We start from the raw sequence: 18,423 nt of genomic DNA on the forward strand, positions 1-18,423 counted from the left end.
CTAATAGCGACGACAATATCTGTTAACTGGATTATTAAGATAAGGGTTATCGGTTATATCGATATGCGATTTACTCTCCGTCAACTGCAAGTCTTCGTCGCCGTCGCCCAGCAGGAAAGCGTATCCCGTGCTGCGGGTCTGCTCAACCTCTCGCAGTCGGCTGCCAGCACTTCGATCACCGAGCTTGAGCGCCAATCCAGCTGCCAGCTGTTCGACCGCGCCGGCAAACGGCTGAGCCTTAACGCCCTCGGCAAACAGCTACTGCCACAGGCGGTGGCCCTCCTCGATCAGGCCAAGGAAATCGAAGACCTGCTCAACGGCAAATCCGGTTTCGGCTCGCTGTCGGTCGGCGCGACGCTGACCATCGGCAATTACCTGGCGACCCTGTTGATCGGCAGTTTCATGCAGCGCCACCCGGAAAGCCAGGTGAAGCTGCACGTGCAGAACACTGCCAATATCGTGCAACAAGTTGCCCACTACGAAATTGATCTGGGTCTAATCGAAGGCGATTGCAGCCACCCGGACATCGAAGTGCAGAGTTGGGTTGAGGATGAGCTGGTAGTGTTTTGCGCGCCGCAGCATCCTTTGGCCAAACGCGGCACCGCAACCATGGAAGAGCTGACGCACGAGGCGTGGATTCTTCGCGAACAGGGTTCCGGCACGCGGCTGACCTTCGATCAGGCCATGCGTCATCATCGCAGCGCGCTGAATATCCGTCTGGAGCTGGAACACACCGAAGCGATCAAACGCGCGGTGGAATCAGGGCTGGGGATTGGCTGCATCTCGCGACTGGCGCTGCGTGATGCGTTCCGACGCGGCAGTCTGGTGCCGGTGGAAACGCCGGATCTGGATCTGGCGCGGCAGTTCTACTTCATCTGGCACAAACAGAAATACCAGACCTCGGCGATGCGCGAGTTTCTCGAACTGTGCCGCGCTTTCACCGCCGGGGTTCAGCGCAGCGACGAGATCGTCTTGCCAACGATCGCTTAAAGCAGAATCACTGCCCACACCAGACCGATCATGCTCAGCGCGATGAATTGCGCGGCGCTGCCCATGTCCTTGGCGTTCTTCGACAGTGGGTGCAGTTCCAGCGAGATGCGGTCGATGGCCGCTTCGACCGCCGAATTCAGCAGCTCGACGATCAGCGCCAGCAGGCACACCGCGATCAACAGCGCCTGTTCAACACGGCTGACATTCAGAAAGAACGTCACCGGAATCAGGATCACATTAAGCAGCACCAGTTGGCGGAACGCCGCTTCACCGGTGAAGGCTGCGCGCAGACCGTCCAGCGAGTAACCGGAGGCATTAAGGATGCGTTTCAGGCCGGTCTGGCCCTTGAAAGGTGACATAACGTTGAGACCAACCAAAAAGGAGTGAGAAAGCTAGATCAACAAAAGTCAAAAAAGCGTGAAGGCGCCAGGCTTTATTGACTCGGAATTGACTCAAGTTGTTGCAGAAGCAACGCAGCCTGCGTGCGGGTGCGCACATTCAGCTTGCGGAAGATCGCCGTGACGTGGGCCTTGATGGTCGCTTCCGACACACTCAACTCATAGGCAATCTGCTTGTTCAACAGGCCTTCGCAGACCATGGTCAGCACGCGGAACTGCTGCGGCGTCAGGCTAGCGAGGCCATCGCTGGCGGCTTTGGCTTCGTCGGACACGGCGACTGCTTCGAACGCTTGCGGCGGCCAGAACACATCGCCATCGAGCACTTTGCGCACAGCTTGCTGGATCACGCTGAGGTCGCTGGACTTGGGAATAAAGCCACTGGCACCGAATTCACGGGACTTGACCACCACAGAGGCTTCTTCCTGAGCCGAAACCATCACCACCGGTATCTGCGGGTACTGTCCGCGTAGCATGACCAACCCGGAAAACCCGAAAGCGCCGGGCATGTTCAGATCCAGCAGCACCAGATCCCAGTCAGATTTTTCGGTCAGGCGCGCTTCCAGTTCGGCGATGCTCGCCACCTCCACCAGTCGCACATCGGGGCCAAGACCCAGCGTCACCGCTTGATGCAGGGCGCTACGAAACAGGGGGTGATCATCGGCAATCAGGATGTCGTATGTGGCCATTTTTCAAATGATCCTGTTTTTGATGGCAGACCCGATGCAGTCGGGTCTGGCCAAAGCAACTCAAGATGCCGCTTGCAAGCGGTATCCACAGGGGCACGTTCAACGCCAATAACCAGCAAAGACGGCGTTTCAAACCTTGGCCGCACCCTAATCGGCGCCAAGCATGCCCAGCGAAGACTGGGTGGTCAAGCAGCAAGGCCGCCGGTAGCTACAGTATGGGCCACTATTGCGCCAACTCCGGCTGCGGCTTTCGTATATAGGGCAGCAACTCGGCGTGCGCGGGCGTGGATTCATTCATGTCGAGCTGTTGCTTGGCGCCGAGGTAATGCTGGCTGAACACATCGAAATAGGCGTCCAGCGCCGAGGCGGCATCCGAGTCGCCGGCCAGCTCCAGGCACAGCGCCGCGACTTCGGCGGTGCACAGATGTTCGCTGCGGGTGGAACGGCGCAGGCGATAACGCGAGAGTTTGTCGGGCAGCAGGCTCAGGATCGGCAAGCGATCGAAATACGGGCTCTTGCGGAAAATCTTCCGCGCTTCCGTCCACGTCGCATCCAGCAGAATAAACAGCGGGCGCTTGCTGCTATCGGGCGCGACCGTGTTGGTCACCCGCGACGGCTCGACGTATTCGCCGGGAAACACCAGATACGGCTGCCATTGCGGGTCGTTGAGCAGCGCCAGCATCTGCGGATCGGGCTCGGTGCGAGACCAGATGAACGCATGGTTATCGCGCACCACGTCGGCAATCAGCCAACCGGTGTTGCTTGGTTTGAACACTTCCTTGCCGGTCATGATCAGGCACACGCCCGAACGCGTGTCGACGCTTGGTCGCCACGCACACAGGCAATGGCTGATGATCACCCGGCAATCGCGGCAACGCTCGGAGCGAAAGCCACGGGCCTGAATCGGCTTGATGCCTTCATCTTCGCGCTGGTCGCGCAAACGGGCGACGGCATTGGGGGCATGGTTCATCGCGGGCAACGCCGGCAGACAGGGAAACTCGACACGAACAGCACTCGGCAGGGCAATAAAGGCCGGCAGTTTACCAGAGCAACGGGGACAAGCCTGTACCCTCCCGACCGGCTCCCCTATAATTCGGCGCCACTGAACGCACAGCCCCGAGGCTGGTCGAACCACCAGTCACCGAATCAGGAGAGTTTCATGCTGCGCCTTATTGTTCCCACCGCTGCCATTCTGCTGGCGTCGTCCTTCACCGCTCAGGCTGCATCCTTGAGTGAGCAGAATCTGAACCGCGAGCTGCGCAACGTCGCCGCCCAGAGCAGCGTCGGCACGCCACGCGCCATCAGTGAAGACATTCTTGATCAGGGTTTCACCGTTGAAGGCACCACGCTGATCAACCACCTGAGCGTGCAGGCCAGTCATGCGCAGAAAATGCGTGCTGATCCCAAGGCTGTGTACTTTCAACTGGGCGCTTCGGTGTGCAACAACCCGGCCTTTCGCAAGCTAATGGCCAAGGGCGCGGTCATGCGTTACGACTTCACCGAAGTGAAAACCAACAAGGCGATCGGCTCCGCCAGCTATCAGGATTCGGATTGCCCGAAAACTGCCCCGGCGAAGAAGAAGTAATCATCGCGAATTGGCGCGCCGCTGTTCATCCTCGGCGCGCAGTTCGGCCAGCAAGGCCTGAAGATACTGCGACGGATGCTCACCACCCGCCAAACGCCGGCAGCATTCCTCTTCGAGACTGACCTGATGGGTCTCGGCAGATGCTTTCAACATTCGATACAACTGTGCATCGATCTCCAGAACCACTCTGGTCATGTCCCGCCTCCTGGCTACCCGCAAATCCTTCAAAAACGTGCACCTTGCGTACGGTTATTGCCGCAACGCTGTCGTACGGCGCCTGTAAGTTAGTTAATCAGAGGGTTTAGCGCGCGTAGCACGTTCAGACGAGCGGTGTGCCGATCCCTGAATATCAACAAGCGGTTGCCAGCCAGAACATTGCGGCGCAATGATCGAGTCAGCGCAATTGCACGCAAGGGTCTAAATTCAAAGTATTCCCGATCATCTGTTAACGGCAGAAATGGAACTGCCGATCGTGTGTGTTTTTGCAGCGCGGCCCTGACGCCGCTCGTCAGGGCCACCCGCTCTGTGCAGAAGGAGACGTTGAATGCCTTACCAACCGAATGACCTGTTGAGTCGTCATTTTCAGGAAAGCGGCCCCGACCTCATCAGTCAGGTCGAAGCACAACTCAGCCGTGTTTCCCCCAACAGCCCGAACCTTCCCATTTACCGCGACATGATCCTGACCGTGCTGCGCATGGCTCAGGAAGACCACAACCGCTGGAACGCCAAGATCACCCTGCAAGCCCTGCGCGAACTGGAGCAAGCGTTTCGCGTGCTGGAGCAATTCAAGGGCCGACGTAAAGTCACCGTGTTCGGCTCGGCACGCACGCCGGTCGAACATCCGCTGTATGCGCTGGCCCGAGAACTCGGCGCGCAATTGGCACGCTCCGACATGATGGTCATCACTGGTGCCGGTGGCGGCATCATGGCCGCTGCGCACGAAGGTGCCGGTCTCGATCACAGCCTCGGCTTCAATATCACCCTGCCCTTCGAACAGCATGCGAACCCGACCGTCGACGGCACCGGCAATTTGCTGCCGTTCCACTTCTTCTTCACCCGTAAATTGTTCTTCGTCAAAGAGGCCGACGCGCTGGTGCTGTGCCCCGGCGGTTTCGGCACGCTGGATGAAGCACTGGAAGTGCTGACGTTGATTCAGACTGGGAAAAGTCCGCTGGTGCCGGTGGTGTTGCTGGATGTGCCGGGCGGCACGTTCTGGCAGGGCGCGATGGATTTCATTCGCCAGCAACTGGAGGAAAATCACTACATCCTGCCGACCGACATGAAACTGATGCGTCTGGTGTACACGGTCGAAGAGGCGGTGGAGCAGATCAACCAGTTCTACAGCAACTTCCACTCCAGCCGCTGGCTCAAGCGGCAGTTTGTCATTCGCATGAATCACAAACTCAGCGATCAGGCGCTTGAGCATATGCAGGAGGCCTTTGCCGATTTGTGCCTCAGCGACCAATTCCATCAACACGCTTACAGCGGCGAGGAACATGATGACGCGCAATACAGCCATCTGGCGCGACTGGCTTTCGCCTTCAATGCGCGTAATCAAGGGCGTTTGAGGGAACTGATCGACTACATCAACCTGCCGGAAAACTGGGCGCAGTCCAAACCGCAAGCGGCGCAACGTACGCGTGAGCCGTCAAAGGCAATTTAAAGGCAAAAAAACGGCCCGCTATTTCCATAGCGGGCCGTTTTTATTGAGGCGTCTTAATCGTCCATCCCTCGACCGCTGAACAAGCGGTTGATCATCTCCATCGAGAAACCCCGATACGCAAGGAATCGGCCTTGCTTGGCCCGCTCTTTCGCATCTATCGGCAAATGCCCGGAGAACTTGCGCTGCCACGTTTCCTGAAGTTGCTCCTGCCAACTGATACCGCTTTCGCGCAGGGCGAGTTCGATATCAGCGCGTTGCAAGCCGCGCTGACTCAGTTCTTCTCGAATCCGCAATGGGCCATAGCCGGAGCGGGCACGGTAGGAAACAAAGCTTTCAAGGTAACGGGCTTCGGAAAGCAGGCCCTCTTCCGTCAAACGGTCGAGGGCTGTTTCGATCATCTCCGCCTCAGCGCCGCGCTGTCGCAGTTTGCGCGTCAGCTCGACTCGACCGTGCTCGCGACGTGCAAGCAGATCCATGGCGGTTCGCCGCACCGCGACGAGGGTTTCGAGTACGACGGCGCTCATCGTTGCGATCAGATATCAGCGTCGGCCAGGTCGTCTTCGGTCTCTTTGACCGGCGAAGCCTTGGTGTCGGCCGCTGGGGTCAGCAGCTTGTCACGCAGTTGCTTCTCAAGCTTTTTCGCGATTTCCGGGTTGTCCGCCAGGAACTTGGCCGAGTTGGCCTTGCCCTGACCGATCTTGGTGCCTTCGTACGCGTACCAGGCGCCAGACTTCTCGACGAAACCGTGCAGCACGCCCAGGTCGATCATCTCGCCGTTGAGGTAGATGCCCTTGCCGTAAAGAATCTGGAACTCGGCCTGACGGAACGGCGAAGCCACCTTGTTCTTCACAACCTTGACGCGGGTTTCGCTACCGACCACTTCGTCGCCTTCTTTCACCGCGCCGGTACGGCGGATGTCGAGACGAACCGACGCGTAGAACTTCAGCGCGTTACCACCGGTAGTGGTTTCCGGGCTACCGAACATCACACCGATCTTCATACGGATCTGGTTGATGAAGATCACCAGGCAGTTGGCGTTCTTGATGTTACCGGTGATTTTACGCAGCGCCTGGGACATCAGACGGGCTTGCAGGCCCACGTGCATGTCACCCATTTCGCCTTCGATCTCAGCCTTCGGTACCAGGGCTGCCACGGAGTCGACGATGATCACGTCAACGGCGTTGGAGCGCACCAGCATATCGGTGATTTCCAGTGCCTGTTCACCGGTGTCCGGCTGGGACACCAGTAGGTCGTCGACGTTGACGCCCAGTTTGCCGGCGTACTCAGGGTCGAGGGCGTGTTCGGCATCGACGAATGCGCAGGTCGCGCCAGCTTTCTGAGCCTGGGCAATCACGGACAGAGTCAGTGTGGTTTTACCGGAGGATTCAGGACCGTAGATTTCAACGATACGGCCTTTTGGCAGACCGCCAATGCCGAGCGCGATGTCCAGACCCAGAGAGCCAGTGGAGATAGCCGGGATCGCCTGACGGTCCTGATCGCCCATACGCATTACGGCACCCTTGCCGAATTGACGTTCGATCTGACCCAGGGCCGCAGCCAAGGCTTTCTTCTTGTTGTCGTCCATTAAAGTCCTCACGTAATCAATAAGGCCTGACGGCCAACACCTGTATAAGTAGCCAGTATTATTCCACAGCGTTCGCGGATCGCCTACCCCTGATTTTCGATTTCTCGTGCCGCTAGTCGCAGGAGCCCCTCTAGCGCGGCCTTCACCGTTTGTCGGCGGACTTCGTCGCGGTTACCGGGGAAGTGTTGAACCTCACTGGTGACCGTCTCGCCAACGCCCCAGGCCAGCCACACGGTGCCGACCGGTTTGTTTGGTGAACCACCGTCCGGCCCCGCCACACCGCTGACCGCCACGGCAAATCGCGCCAGACTTTTGTCCTGCGCGCCACGCACCATCGCCTCAACCACCTCGGCACTGACCGCGCCTACCGTCTCGAACAACCCGGTCGGCACATTCAGTTGCTGGGTTTTCTGCCGGTTGGAGTACGTCACGTAACCCGCTTCAAACCAGGCCGAGCTGCCGGGAATCCGCGTGATCGCTTCGGCGATGCCGCCACCGGTACACGACTCCGCAGTGGTGACATGGGCATTGAGCACTTGCAGGCGTCGGCCCAGTTCAGCAGCCAATTGGGTGATCTCTTTCACGGCGCACTCCGGATCGTGTGGAATGCCTCCACCGTACACGAGCCGGTTGCGCTTTCAAGACACAGAGTCATTCAAAATGTTCGGGCGCGAGCGCTCTGACATAGGCCTGACACGCCTGCAAGGCAATCAGTCCGCGGTCGCCGGTGTCGGTGATGGCGATAATTCGTTGAGCATGCGCCGGGTCAAGTCGGGCGCGAACGGCTGCATGATCCACGCCGCCGGGGCCGGCGGTGGCTGGCACGTTGCAGCCGTGGACAACATCGCCTGCGTCGAGGAGGACTGACAGGCGCACATCAGCAGTGGCAAGGCGATCGCGCAGGCGATCCTGATCACGTTGGGCATCGCTCAGTGCTCGATAGTGAGTTTGTTCACTGGTCGCGAGCCGTTGCTCGAGCGCCAGGCGTTTATCCTGCTCGGCCTGTTGCGCCGAGGCGGCGGCGAGATTCTGTTGATTCAACGTTTCGGTGTTTAAACGCGATTGCTCGGCGAGTTGGCGGCCGTAGCGCCAGTCCTGAAACTGCCAGGCCGCCACAAAAGCGCCGACGGCCAATAAGAGTAAGCCAATCATTCGCCAGGGGATTGGCATAGCACCGCCCTCGCCCGCGCCCAGATTTCCAGGCGATCCTGCAAGCCGTTCAACCCGCCGTTTATTCGCCGGGTGATGGTGTTGAACTGGTCGCGATCAGCCAGTTCGTTGAGGCCGTTCTGCTCCCAGAACCAAGCGGCAGATTCGGCCGCCCATTGCGGTTGTTCGAGCAGTTCTGGCAGCGACAGCAGGCGTTCATCGCCAAACAGACCGAGGCTGCACTGGCGATAGTTGCTGCGCCCGGTGATCTGGATGAGCCCGCGCCCGCGGTATTTTTGCCCGTCGCCGTCAGCTTCGGGCGTGTTGCCCAAGCGCAAGGCCAGGGTGCCGGTGTCGTATTTGCTCAGGTATTGGTTGTTGCCCAGTTCGCGCACGTATCGCAATTGCCCGGACTCGTGACCGACTTGCGCAAGAAACGCGGCGATGCGTTTGGGGGTATTGATACGAAAGCGCTCCATGGCAGCATTGAGCGCAGAAACAAAAACGCCCGCTTGGGTGCGGGCGTTGGGGAGGATGTTGACCAGTTGGTCTTGGGTAACGGACATTTCAATCCAACCACTCTTTAGAAGAACCTTCATCAGCAAGAAACCGCAGACTGGCGGGAGCGTCATGAACCGACGCTCCCGCGCTTACATCAGCAATCAATCAGGTTGCTGCGGCCAATCGATCGTGCGAGGAAAAGCGGCCTGGGTTTCTACTCTTGAAAGCAATACCCGGTACTTTCTCCAAAGATCCAGCTGCGCCTGAACCACTGGCACATGAGCGAGCTCTTCCTCTGTCGCCATTTCCAGGGCGATAGAGTCCCGCAACGTACTCAAGTCGCCCTGCAACTTTGTGATCGTCGACGATGCCAACGCTGAAAGGCCTGAGCATTTCATGCGCTGTGTATTTTTCAAAGTCTCGTCGCTGGGCTCGGCGATGTCGCCGTACTCCAGTGCCGTCGCCCGTTCAAACAGTTCACGGCCGTGCGATTCCGGATCTTTCGGAGAGGCCGTAAATGGCATTTCCCCCAATGTATCTTTGGACTCTTCGAAGGTGACCAACAGGTTCAACGAGGTGTGTTCGACGTCATTCCAGCGTGGCTTACGTGCACTCAATACTTTCATCATGTTCAAGAAACCCTCAGGCATACGGTGGTGGAATCGGGACTGGCGCCGTCCGCGTTACGAATAGCACCCATCAATCGCCAGGTACCGGCAGGTGCGCCGCCCCAGGCAGAGCCATCGGTGGCGGTGAAGCGGCAATTGACACCTGCGGCGAGTGCCCCCGGCCCCGTCGCGCCACCACCACCGACCACCAGCAAGGCATACGAACCGACCATCCCGGTTTCTGCCGTTGACTGCGCGTAAATCGCTTTGACATTGCCGATGCCGTCGGTCGAGATACTGCCCAGATCCGTGGCATCGACTTGCGCCCGCAACGACGTTCCGTCCGCCGCCCAACCGATCATGACTGTATTGGTGGACTGGAAATTGCCACCGCCCTGACGAACCGGCACAAACCCAAGTCGAGGCTGTAGCAGCAGAAGAGTGCTGTCGGAGGCGCGACGAAAATAAGGCTGGGACAGATCGTTACTGGCGAAACCTGCGTAGGTAATTCCGTCACTCAGCACACGAGCATTGATCGCACTGTTGGCTTCAGCGCGGGGCATCGCATCGGTAATGCCATAGCCACCCAAGGTCGTCGCGGTTCTGGCCAGCACGACAACTTCGTTGTTGTTCCTGTTTCGCATGTACGGCGCAGCGGAGTTGCCGCTGGCGAAACCCGCGATAGCACAGGCATCGCCGCTGATCTTGTTGTCGAGAAAACTGTCCGTCGCGGTCTTTGAATAAACATCGGCGACGTTGGCCTTGGTGCCCGGGTCAAAGTTGGCAGAGCACCACAGGTTGCCAAAACTGGTGGCGTCCACCTGGATAAGGATGTTTTTACCATCCCAGCCAATCGACACCGAGTTGCCCAGCTGTCCGGCGCCACCGCCCTGCTTCACGAACGCATTGTTCGCTGCCACTTTTGTGTAGGCATCAGTTATGCCATAGCCATCAAGCGTGGTCGGGTTGGAGCCAGCGGTTACTTGCCCGCGCGCGTTGACCATGACCTTGCGGTATTCGCCAGACGCCACACCGGTGTAGCCGGCAAACATTTCGAAGGTCAGACCGGTAGTGCCGACCTTGATCGGGCCCGGAGTGGTCAACTGCCAAATGCGAGATTTGTTCACCACGCCCTCATCGGTCGCGATGATGAAACTACTGGTTACTTGATAGTCTTGCGTTGCATCCACCGCTCGCGACCAGGACCCCGCAGCCACCACGTACACACCGTTTTGCGATGCATTGGGTTGATCCTTCACCAGCACTCGATCAGCTGCAGCGAGCTGCACACCGTCGATTTTTTGCAAGCCGCTCAGGGCAATCGAGCCTGTTGTCGCAACACGGGCCGAGTTCTTGAAATCGTGGGCAGCGAAACTCTGGATAGCCTCCAGCAATTGCGTGGAAGCATCTTCTTTGGGGACTAACCCGGCTGCTCTAATCACATTCAGAATTTCTTGCGTGACAGCGTTGCCCCACGTTGCCGGAATCAAAGAACCCGGAGTTCCAGCCACCGGATTTTCGTCCGCAAACTGTCCGTTCACCAGGCCGACGCCGGGCGTATTTTTTGGGAAATCCATTTTCTAACCTCTAGTCATAATTGATGTACACACGGGTATGCGCCGGCGCACTGCGATGGATAAGGCATTCCAGAGCACTGCCCGGATTCACGCCGAAACGCTCGCCCCAGTAACTGGCGCCGAAACGGCGGCCGGTGAACTGCCGCCCACCGGTATTGAGTGTCCACATGAACTGCGCCCGCCAACTGCCGAAGTGCGCACTGCCAAAACGTGAGCGCCCCATTCGGGGTGCCTGCATCTCGGTGACGGTGGCGTTGGGATAGCCTTGGGTCTGGGCGATTTCTATGAAGTAACCGATGGTTTGGCTGCCTACCGCGAGCAGGCGCCGACGTACCGCCAGGCGACGATCGTCAAACAATGGCTTCTGACCAAGGCAGGGGTCGGGCAAGTTCATGACCCGCTCCCAATCCGGTACAAGTTCACTGACGCCAGCCGGATCCATCTCGTTTTGCAGGTCAACCGCACGCGCGTCCAGACGCGATAACTCCTGCGAAATGCCTTCAAGAACTGCCTCCAGTTCCGGCACTCGTTCAGGATCCCAGGCAGCGACCCGCTCGGCAGCAGAGTGCGGAGCTGGGATTGATATTGAGCAGGCGTCCTTATGCCACCCATACACACCCCCCGTAGGTGAGCAACTGGTTGTCCGCAGCCTCAACATCGCCGATTGGCTCAATCAGACTGTGGTCGTATTCACCGGCTGCACTGCTGATCGCTTCGCGGATGTGACTGAGCAGCAACGTATCGCCCATGCCTGCCTCTCGGTTATGCAGGTCGCGCAATTGCTCTTCGACCGCAGCTCGTACCGCACTGGTATCAGGGTTCAAACGTAGTTTGTAGGTAACCGAAACTTGTTGCGGCGCCAGCACGTGCAACTCGGCTGTGACCGGACGCAGGGGTTCGATATAGGCCTGGATTTCGGCCAACCGTTCTGCGTTGGGAATAGGCTGCAAATCGTCATCGCGCATGACGAACAAATAGACAATTCCATAGCCGACATCGCTTGCACGGCACCACGCCCGCGTCACACCCGGCACTTCCAGCGCCCAGGTTTCATAATCACTGGCCGAGCCACCGTGAGGGATCACGCGATAGGAACGAATCACTCGCGAACGCAGCGACTCCAGACTCTCCCGCGCGACACCACCGCTGAGTCCCGGCGCCTGCACCACAAAACTACTACCGACAATGCCGGCAACCGGCTGCACCGGCGTCAATACGAGGCCCGCATCGGCATTACCGAGGCTGCCGGCGTCAAGCGCGGCGATGGTGGTGCTGTTGACACCGTTGGCCGTGACCCGCGCAGTGGTGACTTTGTAAGTACGGCCATCATTGGTTTGCAGCAACGTATCGACGTCCAGAATCGCACCGGCCGTAGCGCTGAAGCTGACGCTGCCCGTGGCCACCTGCGCGGGTTTGCGCGGCTGGTTCAGACGCAACGCGGCGATGCGTTCCAGGGTCGACTCATCGGCTTTGTCGGGGAGGATCTGCTCGGCAATCCAGTCGAGATAACCGTACAGACCAAACGCGGCGCCGCCGAGGGTGCGGGCCAGCACTTGCGCATCGGACTGGCGCAGCGAATCGCCGGCCAGGTCGCTTTGGGTGCGTTTGATCAGCACCGGCAGCGAAGGGGTTTCAAACGGCATAGATCACCTGCCAACTGTTATCGGGGTTGATGTCCAGACGTTCGCCGTCGGCCAGGGTCAGCACCGTGCGCAGGTTCAGACGCTGGGCATCGAGGCGTTCGCTGAGGATGTCGATGGCGCTGCAGTGGCCGTCGTCGATCAGCCATTGCAAGGCTTCGCGGGCATAGAACTCGGCGTCCATCTGGGTTTGTCGGGTCAGCTTGACCCGGCGCAACAGCCACAGCCGCGAGCCGATGCGATCGTCAGCGACGGTAGGAAAACTGTCGCCCCACCAGCCGAATCGTTCTTCATCGTCGAGTGCGTCGTCATCGGCAGCGCGGCGCCAGGTGAACAGGCTGATAAGCACGGCGCGGGTCAGTGCGGCGTGGAGGTTCTGGCTGATAAACATCACTTGCCTCCTGCCGGCACACCGGTCTGGCCGCTGCCGGCTTGTACGCCGACGTGGACGTGTTTGATCTGGCTGATACCGCCAGCGAGCTGATCACCGGTGGAGACGATTTTTCCGCTCTGATTGATCACCGGCGTGTCGAAGTTCACCGCGCTGCTGGCGCGGATGTTCAGCGTGGCGGTTTCGATGTCGATGATCCGTCCGCGCTTGAAATGGATCTTGTCGCCTTCGTCGGTGTAGATCGCCACTTCGCCGGCGGCCAGCGCTTGCAGGCGGTAGCGGCGGTCGGCGATGACTAAAGCGATGGCGTGGGAACGGTCGCCGCCGATGAAGGTGACGACGCCCTCGGCGCCGGCCAGTGGATGGCTGGTGAAACCGTACGGTTCGAAGTGTTCGAGGTCGTCGTTGACTTCACCGGCGGTGAGGCGCATTTGCAGCGATTGCAGCTTGGCGGCCGAATTGGCGAGCACGACAGTGCCGCGCGCCAGCAGGCGTGTCATCAGGCTCATGGGGTGTCCTTCAAAGTTGACAGTCACGCGATCAATGTGGGAGCGGGCTTGCTCGCGAAGGCGGTGGGTCAGGCAATGTGATGTTGCAGCTGCCGACGTCTTCGCGAGCAAGCCCGCTCCCACAGGGGGCGGTGTCAGGTCGGGGATTTTTTCGGGGGTGTTGGGTTGGCGTCAAAGGTATGCGGCGGGGCCACTTGCAGCGTGGTCACCGAGCCTTGTGCCGACAATGAATACGTCACTTTTGAAATGAGCATGTCGCCGTCAAAACCAAGCACCGGATCTTTCACTCGCACCAGCGTGTTGTGACGCCACAAATCGCCATTGGCCTGACGCCAGCCCTGCACCTGATACGTGGTGGTTTGCGCGCGGCCCAGGCGGGTGGCACTTTCCCATTGGGCACGCTGCTGCGCCAACTCAAAGGTCAGTTGCGTGCCCTCGTTGATCACCGTGGTGCGCCGACGTTTGAAGGTCAGATCAGCCGCCGTCGATTCAACTTCGCTGACCGCCGCCCCGCTCTGGGTGTCCGAGCCTTTTTGCTGACCGATCACCCGGTATTCGGAGAACACCTGGCTCTGATCCATCGGCGCATTGGCAGACAAAATATTCTTGCCCAGTTCCAGCGCATCACTGGCACGACCGCCGCTGCCGGGCTTGGCCAGCACCAGCCGGCCCTGCTCGTCATCGGTGGAAAAAACCCGCAACAACGAGAGCAAACGGTCGATCGACTGGAACACCGTTTCGCCCGGCACGATCGTGTGTTTGGCCAGCCGCGACGTCTCGGGAATTTCGTTGACCACCTTCAGCGAATACTCACTCGCCAACGCCTCGACGATACTCAGCAAGGGTTGATCCTGCCATTGATTCGGCCGGTTGGCGGCTGCACAATCGACCAGATCCTGTGTCTTGGAACTGCCTTCGATGCTCAGGCTAATCTGACGTCCGTCATAACTGATAGGCGCTTTGAACACATAACCGGTGAGCACCAGATCCTTACCGATTTTCACTTCGCAGGGGTCACCGGGTTTGATCCGCTGATCCACAGTTTGTCCCGGCCACTGCCAAGTGATATCCAGTTTGAAGGTGCGAAACTGACGCTCCAGATCGGCGCTGATTTCGACGCTTTTCCAGCCGCCGTACTCCATGTCATTAACCGTCAGCGTGACGCGATTATCCATCTCGCTCATGGCTTACTCCCTGGAAACTTTCACGTCGTTGGGCGGCAGGTACAACGGATGAACAGTACCGTTGCGTTGGATCACTTCGGTGACGCGGGTGGCATCGGCAAACTGTTTGTAGGCCACCACCAGTGCCGGCAAACTTTCCTGAAACGACTTGCTGACCTGCCGCACACCGGAGGACGCCACCGCTTTGAGGTGATTGATCAACGCCTCCTTCACATCATTGATCGCCTGAAAATGTGCGGCACCGGCCTTGTCCAGCATCGGATCGATGGCCGCGCTCACCGCTTCGCGCAGGGCCTGCATGTCATCACTGACGGGCACTTCCTGACGGGTCACCGGCGTGGTCGCCTGTTGGCCCACCGACGGTGTGGATTGCAGCTTCACCGGCGTGGTCGCCACCGGCATCGACGCCACCCATTGCGCGACTTTGACCAGCAGCGTGTCCTGCACCAGATCGGCCATGGCTTGCGCCGCCGCGTTGGTGTCTTTGCCGGTGGTGATCTTCGGCGCATCGGCTTTGCGGATCGCTTCAAGTTGTTGGGAGACGTCGGCAATCACGCCACGGTAGCCCTCCTTCGCGAACGCTTTCAGCTCCTTGATATCGCCGAGCAAGCCTTTGAATTCCGCTGCCACTTCCTTGGGCAATTCCTTGACCGCTTTCACCAGTTCAGTGATCTGCTTGTATTGCGCGATCAGCGGTTTCAGCTGCTCTTTGATCACCTCGTAAACCCCGATGAGGCTGTTGCGCAGATTGGCGATGCCGATCCGCGCAGCCTTGATCAGCGTCATCGCCTGTTCGAAACGCGCCACCGCAGAACCGAGCAGCGAGTCGGCTTTCACCAACAAGACTTTCTGCGTGCTGACGGTCGCCGTCGGAAACGGCAGCGGCTGATCGGGATAAAACTTCAGCGTGAACGTGACCATACCGCCGTCCTGGCGGGTGTGGGTCATGTCGCATTCGCCGACCTTGACTTGCAGGCGTCCGAGCCACGGATGCACCAGCTCACCGCTGCCCGCCTCCAACGCTTTGAGCAACTTGTCACGTTGCTCCAGGCAATCGGCGCCGATGATGAACGCGGTGATGTCGTGGGTCTTGGCTTGTTGGCCGAGGTCTTCGAAAAACGGCAGGTCGCGTTGCGGGTATTCGTGCAACTGCCCCTTGCGACCGACCGGGGTTTTCGCCTGATCGATCCAGAAACCGACACCGCGAAAGGATGCCGGCAATAAACGGTCACGCCAGTTCATTGGAACCTCCGGCCGACAGCGAGCGATAACCGATGCGCGACGACAGCGCCAGGCCCGGTTGATTGGTTTGTGGTTGATCGGTGCGCAGCCCCGGCGGCGCGTTGACGAAGCTGACGGTCAGGCCACCTTCGAGTTGCGTGCGGTTGTTGATTGCGCTTTGCTGGATCAGGGCGCTGGAGGATTGTGGCAGCGAACCCGCCGACAACGCGCCGTCCGCCGAAGCTTGCGGGCTTGCACCAAAGAACGCCGGCGCCAGCTCACCCTTGCCTTCGGCATTGGTCTGGCGCTGCGCTTTAGTCAGGGTTTCAACCTTGCCGGTGACCTTGGCGATCAACCCGGCGAAGCCACCGTCAAACAGCTCCTTGATCGGTGCGATGACGGTTTGCAGCTTTTGCCACAACTCGCCGAACCACTCGGTGATCGGCCCCCAGCTCTCGATGATCTGATCCAGCGGTTTCCATTCGAACAGCGTGTGCAGAAAATCCACGACGGGCGCGGACACCGCCAGCACCACGCCCCACAGCGCCGAAAAGACTTCACCGATCGGTTGCCAGAATTGCGCAATCTGCTCCAGCGGCGACCAGTCGAACAGGTCTGTGAAAAAGCCTTTGACCTGTTGCACCGACGTTTGCAAAGCGGCCCAAATCGGTTGAAAAAACCCGACGACACCGCCCCATGCGCTGCTGATCATATCCATTGGAAAGAAGTCGAACAGCGTCTGGAAAGCTTCACGGGTTTTCTGCACGGCGGACTGCAGCGCTGTCCACGTCGGTTCGAAGTACGTGACAACGCCGCCCCATGCACTGTTGATCATCTGCATCGGCGAGAAGTCGAACGCATCCGCCAGGAAATCCTTGGTGGACTGCGCCATTTTTCGCAGCCCGGTGAACATCGGTTCGAAGTACGTCACCACTCCGCCCCAGGCACTGCGGATCATCTGCATCGGCGAGAAATCGAAGAGGTTTCTCAGGAACGACATCACCGGCACACTCAAGGCCTTGAGCAATTCCCAGATTGCCGAAAACAGGCCAGTCAGCGGCCCCCAGTTGTCCAGGATCATGCCGTACGGCGTCCATGAAAAAACGCTCTTGAAGAAGTCGATCAACGGACTAGTCACCGCTTTGACTTTGTCCCAGATCCCCGAGAAGAATCCCGTGACCGGTTGCCAAAGCGCTGCCAACGTATCGAGCGGTCGCCAGTCGAGCACCGAGCGCAAGATCGCCATTGCACTGGCTCCGGCATTTTTCACGCTTTCCCACATGCCCTTGAAGAACGCACTGATCGGCGTCCAGTTGGCGACAATCAAACCGGCCGCCACGGCAATGCCCATGGCGATCAGCATGATCGGGTTGGTCTTGAGCACCATGCTCATGACATCGAACACCTGTGTGGCACCGGTGACAGCGGTTTGCATCGCCGAGAAGGCGATGGCCCCCGCGGCCAGCCCTTCGACCAGTTTCGGATTGTCGGCGAGCAGGCTGCCGAACTGCGTCATCATCGGCTCAAGCCCGATCACCACGGCACCGACTGCCGGCACCAATGCAGCGTCGATGGCGGCCGAGACCTTTTCCATCGACGCACTGAACACGTTCATGTTCTGTGCAGCGGCTTTCGGTGCAGCGGGCAGGTCGACGGTTTTTGCCGTCGCGCTGACTTCAGTCAATTTGCCCTGAAATGCCGCTGCCGATTTGATTCCGTCCACGAACGGCGTGATCACGCTGCCGCCCTTGAACAGGCCACTGATGTCGAGTTTGCCGAGGCCGGTCTGTTCGAGGTTTTTCTTGAAGCTGTCGACTTTCTCGCGAAGCGCACCGAGCTTGGGCGACAGCTCATCGATGCCAGTGATCAGCACCGATGTTTTGGGTTTGCTTTCTGTGTCTGCCATCACTGCACCTGCTGCATCGCATTGATCCGTTGCGCGTGCTCCAGCGATTCGCGGAGCACATCCAGTGGCCTGGCCATCATCTGTTCGGGGTCAACCTTCCAGAACCAGGCCAGGTCATAGGCGACTGCGATCAGGTCGGTGATGGCGCCGACGCCGCACTCATGAAAAAACTCGCAACGGCCCAGCTCAGCGCGTTGAGGTCAGCCAGATCCAGCTGGTTGACCGACGACGGCGGAATGCCGGCGCACACGGCGATGTATTTGGCCGCCACGTCCATGTCGAGGCTGACTTCTTCGCTCTTGTCGATCTTGTACGGCAGCGCCTTGATCGCTCGCACTTCCTGCACCGTCGGGCGGCGCAGAACGAGTTCGGTCAGGGGCTCGCCGTGAGCTTCGATCGCGACTTGAAGCTTCACGGCGCCGCTCATTGCCAGGTTCCTTTGATGCCTTCGAATTTCAGTTCGATAGCGGCGTCATCGCCTTTGGAGACTGGCTCTTCAACCAGATACGCACCGGCCAGCACGTAGACTTTGCCGTTGCTGAATTCGCAGGTGACGGTCATGTCGACGCCTTCGATCAGTTGCTTGAGCGGGAAGTCCGGGGTGTGCAGCGCGGTCACTTTGAACGACGCTGCCACGTCGGTTTCCTTGTAAAAACCCGGCACGATGGTTTCGCGTTTGGTGGACATCAGCGGGGCTTCGCAGCCGCCGTTGATCGTCAGTTGTGCGCCGTCGACTTTGACGTAGCAGGTGCCTGCAATCAGTTGACCCATGGTGTTACTCCCTTGAATAAAAAAGCCCACGCGAGGTGGGCTGAATGCTTGCCGTCAAA

The 18,423-nt window shown here is 59.2% G+C and carries 22 protein-coding genes and 1 pseudogene; 3 read left to right on the forward strand and 20 right to left on the reverse strand.

The genetic code is table 11. The annotated features are described in order from the left end of the window. Positions 1-63: 63 nt before the first annotated feature. Positions 64-990: a LysR family transcriptional regulator gene (locus ACZZ0D_RS18195; protein WP_053117737.1), complete on the forward strand. Its 927-nt coding sequence runs from the start codon at positions 64-66 to the stop codon at positions 988-990. On the opposite strand, the gene ACZZ0D_RS18200 is transcribed toward ACZZ0D_RS18195, so the two are convergent. The 3 genes from ACZZ0D_RS18200 to ACZZ0D_RS18210 form a co-directional block, all read right to left on the reverse strand. Next, on the reverse strand, positions 987-1,349 hold the full coding sequence (locus ACZZ0D_RS18200) for a diacylglycerol kinase (RefSeq protein ID WP_463553941.1): 363 nt from the start codon (positions 1,347-1,349) through the stop codon (positions 987-989). The two genes, ACZZ0D_RS18195 and ACZZ0D_RS18200, sit on opposite strands and share 4 nt — an antisense overlap. 74 nt (positions 1,350-1,423) lie before the next feature. Then, entirely contained in the window at positions 1,424-2,074 is a 651-nt protein-coding gene (erdR, locus tag ACZZ0D_RS18205) for a response regulator transcription factor ErdR (protein WP_053117733.1), read from the reverse strand. Between the two features lie 223 nt (positions 2,075-2,297). Next, positions 2,298-3,044 (reverse strand): tRNA-uridine aminocarboxypropyltransferase, encoded by a 747-nt coding sequence (locus tag ACZZ0D_RS18210; protein WP_400754903.1) that lies wholly within the window; start codon positions 3,042-3,044, stop codon positions 2,298-2,300. A gap of 189 nt (positions 3,045-3,233) precedes the next feature. Here ACZZ0D_RS18210 and ACZZ0D_RS18215 point away from each other — a divergent pair, with 189 nt between their 5' ends. Then, positions 3,234-3,659 carry a PA3611 family quorum-sensing-regulated virulence factor gene (locus ACZZ0D_RS18215; RefSeq protein WP_053117728.1) on the forward strand — a complete coding sequence of 142 codons (426 nt, stop codon included), beginning with the start codon at positions 3,234-3,236 and terminating at the stop codon, positions 3,657-3,659. On the opposite strand, the gene ACZZ0D_RS18220 is transcribed toward ACZZ0D_RS18215, so the two are convergent. Next, positions 3,660-3,854: a hypothetical protein gene (locus tag ACZZ0D_RS18220; protein ID WP_053117727.1), complete on the reverse strand. Its 195-nt coding sequence runs from the start codon at positions 3,852-3,854 to the stop codon at positions 3,660-3,662. 349 nt (positions 3,855-4,203) lie between these two features. On the opposite strand from ACZZ0D_RS18220, the gene ACZZ0D_RS18225 reads away from it, so the two are divergent. Continuing rightward, complete coding sequence (locus tag ACZZ0D_RS18225) at positions 4,204-5,322, forward strand: LOG family protein (protein ID WP_463553942.1); 1,119 nt, start codon at positions 4,204-4,206, stop codon at positions 5,320-5,322. A 53-nt stretch (positions 5,323-5,375) separates the two neighbouring features. On the opposite strand, the gene recX is transcribed toward ACZZ0D_RS18225, so the two are convergent. The 16 genes and pseudogenes from recX to ACZZ0D_RS18305 form a co-directional block, all read right to left on the reverse strand. Then, positions 5,376-5,846: a recombination regulator RecX gene (gene recX, locus ACZZ0D_RS18230; protein WP_463553943.1), complete on the reverse strand. Its 471-nt coding sequence runs from the start codon at positions 5,844-5,846 to the stop codon at positions 5,376-5,378. An 8-nt stretch (positions 5,847-5,854) separates the two neighbouring features. Continuing rightward, positions 5,855-6,907 (reverse strand): recombinase RecA, encoded by a 1,053-nt coding sequence (recA, locus tag ACZZ0D_RS18235; RefSeq protein WP_159813148.1) that lies wholly within the window; start codon positions 6,905-6,907, stop codon positions 5,855-5,857. 83 nt (positions 6,908-6,990) lie between these two features. Continuing rightward, positions 6,991-7,491 carry a CinA family protein gene (locus ACZZ0D_RS18240; protein ID WP_053117718.1) on the reverse strand — a complete coding sequence of 167 codons (501 nt, stop codon included), beginning with the start codon at positions 7,489-7,491 and terminating at the stop codon, positions 6,991-6,993. Positions 7,492-7,558: 67 nt separating this feature from the next. After that, positions 7,559-8,077, reverse strand: coding sequence for a lysis system i-spanin subunit Rz (locus ACZZ0D_RS18245; protein ID WP_159813146.1), 519 nt, complete (start codon positions 8,075-8,077; stop codon positions 7,559-7,561). Then, the gene (locus ACZZ0D_RS18250) at positions 8,056-8,622 is read right to left on the reverse strand and encodes a glycoside hydrolase family 19 protein (RefSeq protein ID WP_463553944.1); all 567 of its coding nucleotides are present in this window, start codon (positions 8,620-8,622) and stop codon (positions 8,056-8,058) included. Before ACZZ0D_RS18250 ends, ACZZ0D_RS18245 begins: the two co-directional genes overlap by 22 nt. Positions 8,623-8,718: 96 nt before the next feature. Then, positions 8,719-9,186, reverse strand: a complete 468-nt coding sequence (locus tag ACZZ0D_RS18255; protein ID WP_463553945.1) for a tail fiber assembly protein — start codon at positions 9,184-9,186, stop codon at positions 8,719-8,721. Positions 9,187-9,188: 2 nt separating this feature from the next. Further along, the gene (locus ACZZ0D_RS18260; protein WP_463553946.1) at positions 9,189-10,742 is read right to left on the reverse strand and encodes a phage tail protein; all 1,554 of its coding nucleotides are present in this window, start codon (positions 10,740-10,742) and stop codon (positions 9,189-9,191) included. 10 nt (positions 10,743-10,752) lie between these two features. Then, positions 10,753-11,354, reverse strand: a pseudogene (locus tag ACZZ0D_RS18265) (YmfQ family protein). Next, positions 11,342-12,385, reverse strand: a complete 1,044-nt coding sequence (locus ACZZ0D_RS18270; RefSeq protein WP_282357811.1) for a baseplate J/gp47 family protein — start codon at positions 12,383-12,385, stop codon at positions 11,342-11,344. The pseudogene ACZZ0D_RS18265 and the gene ACZZ0D_RS18270 overlap by 13 nt, the downstream one beginning before the upstream one ends. Further along, on the reverse strand, positions 12,375-12,773 hold the full coding sequence (locus tag ACZZ0D_RS18275; protein WP_212545318.1) for a phage GP46 family protein: 399 nt from the start codon (positions 12,771-12,773) through the stop codon (positions 12,375-12,377). Before ACZZ0D_RS18275 ends, ACZZ0D_RS18270 begins: the two co-directional genes overlap by 11 nt. Next, positions 12,773-13,282, reverse strand: coding sequence for a phage baseplate assembly protein V (locus ACZZ0D_RS18280; RefSeq protein ID WP_463553947.1), 510 nt, complete (start codon positions 13,280-13,282; stop codon positions 12,773-12,775). The genes ACZZ0D_RS18275 and ACZZ0D_RS18280 overlap by 1 nt, the downstream gene beginning before the upstream one ends. 134 nt (positions 13,283-13,416) lie before the next feature. Continuing rightward, on the reverse strand, positions 13,417-14,466 hold the full coding sequence (locus ACZZ0D_RS18285; RefSeq protein ID WP_463553948.1) for a phage baseplate assembly protein: 1,050 nt from the start codon (positions 14,464-14,466) through the stop codon (positions 13,417-13,419). Between the two features lie 3 nt (positions 14,467-14,469). Continuing rightward, positions 14,470-15,708 carry a DNA circularization protein gene (locus ACZZ0D_RS18290; RefSeq protein WP_463553949.1) on the reverse strand — a complete coding sequence of 413 codons (1,239 nt, stop codon included), beginning with the start codon at positions 15,706-15,708 and terminating at the stop codon, positions 14,470-14,472. Further along, positions 15,695-17,593, reverse strand: a complete 1,899-nt coding sequence (locus ACZZ0D_RS18295) for a phage tail protein (protein ID WP_463553950.1) — start codon at positions 17,591-17,593, stop codon at positions 15,695-15,697. The genes ACZZ0D_RS18290 and ACZZ0D_RS18295 overlap by 14 nt, the downstream gene beginning before the upstream one ends. A 130-nt stretch (positions 17,594-17,723) precedes the next feature. Beyond that, entirely contained in the window at positions 17,724-18,020 is a 297-nt protein-coding gene (locus ACZZ0D_RS18300) for a phage tail assembly protein (protein ID WP_007908778.1), read from the reverse strand. Then, positions 18,017-18,364, reverse strand: coding sequence for a phage tail tube protein (locus ACZZ0D_RS18305; protein WP_053117683.1), 348 nt, complete (start codon positions 18,362-18,364; stop codon positions 18,017-18,019). Before ACZZ0D_RS18305 ends, ACZZ0D_RS18300 begins: the two co-directional genes overlap by 4 nt. Positions 18,365-18,423: the final 59 nt, after the last annotated feature.

The organism is Pseudomonas sp. AC193, from assembly GCF_979258075.1.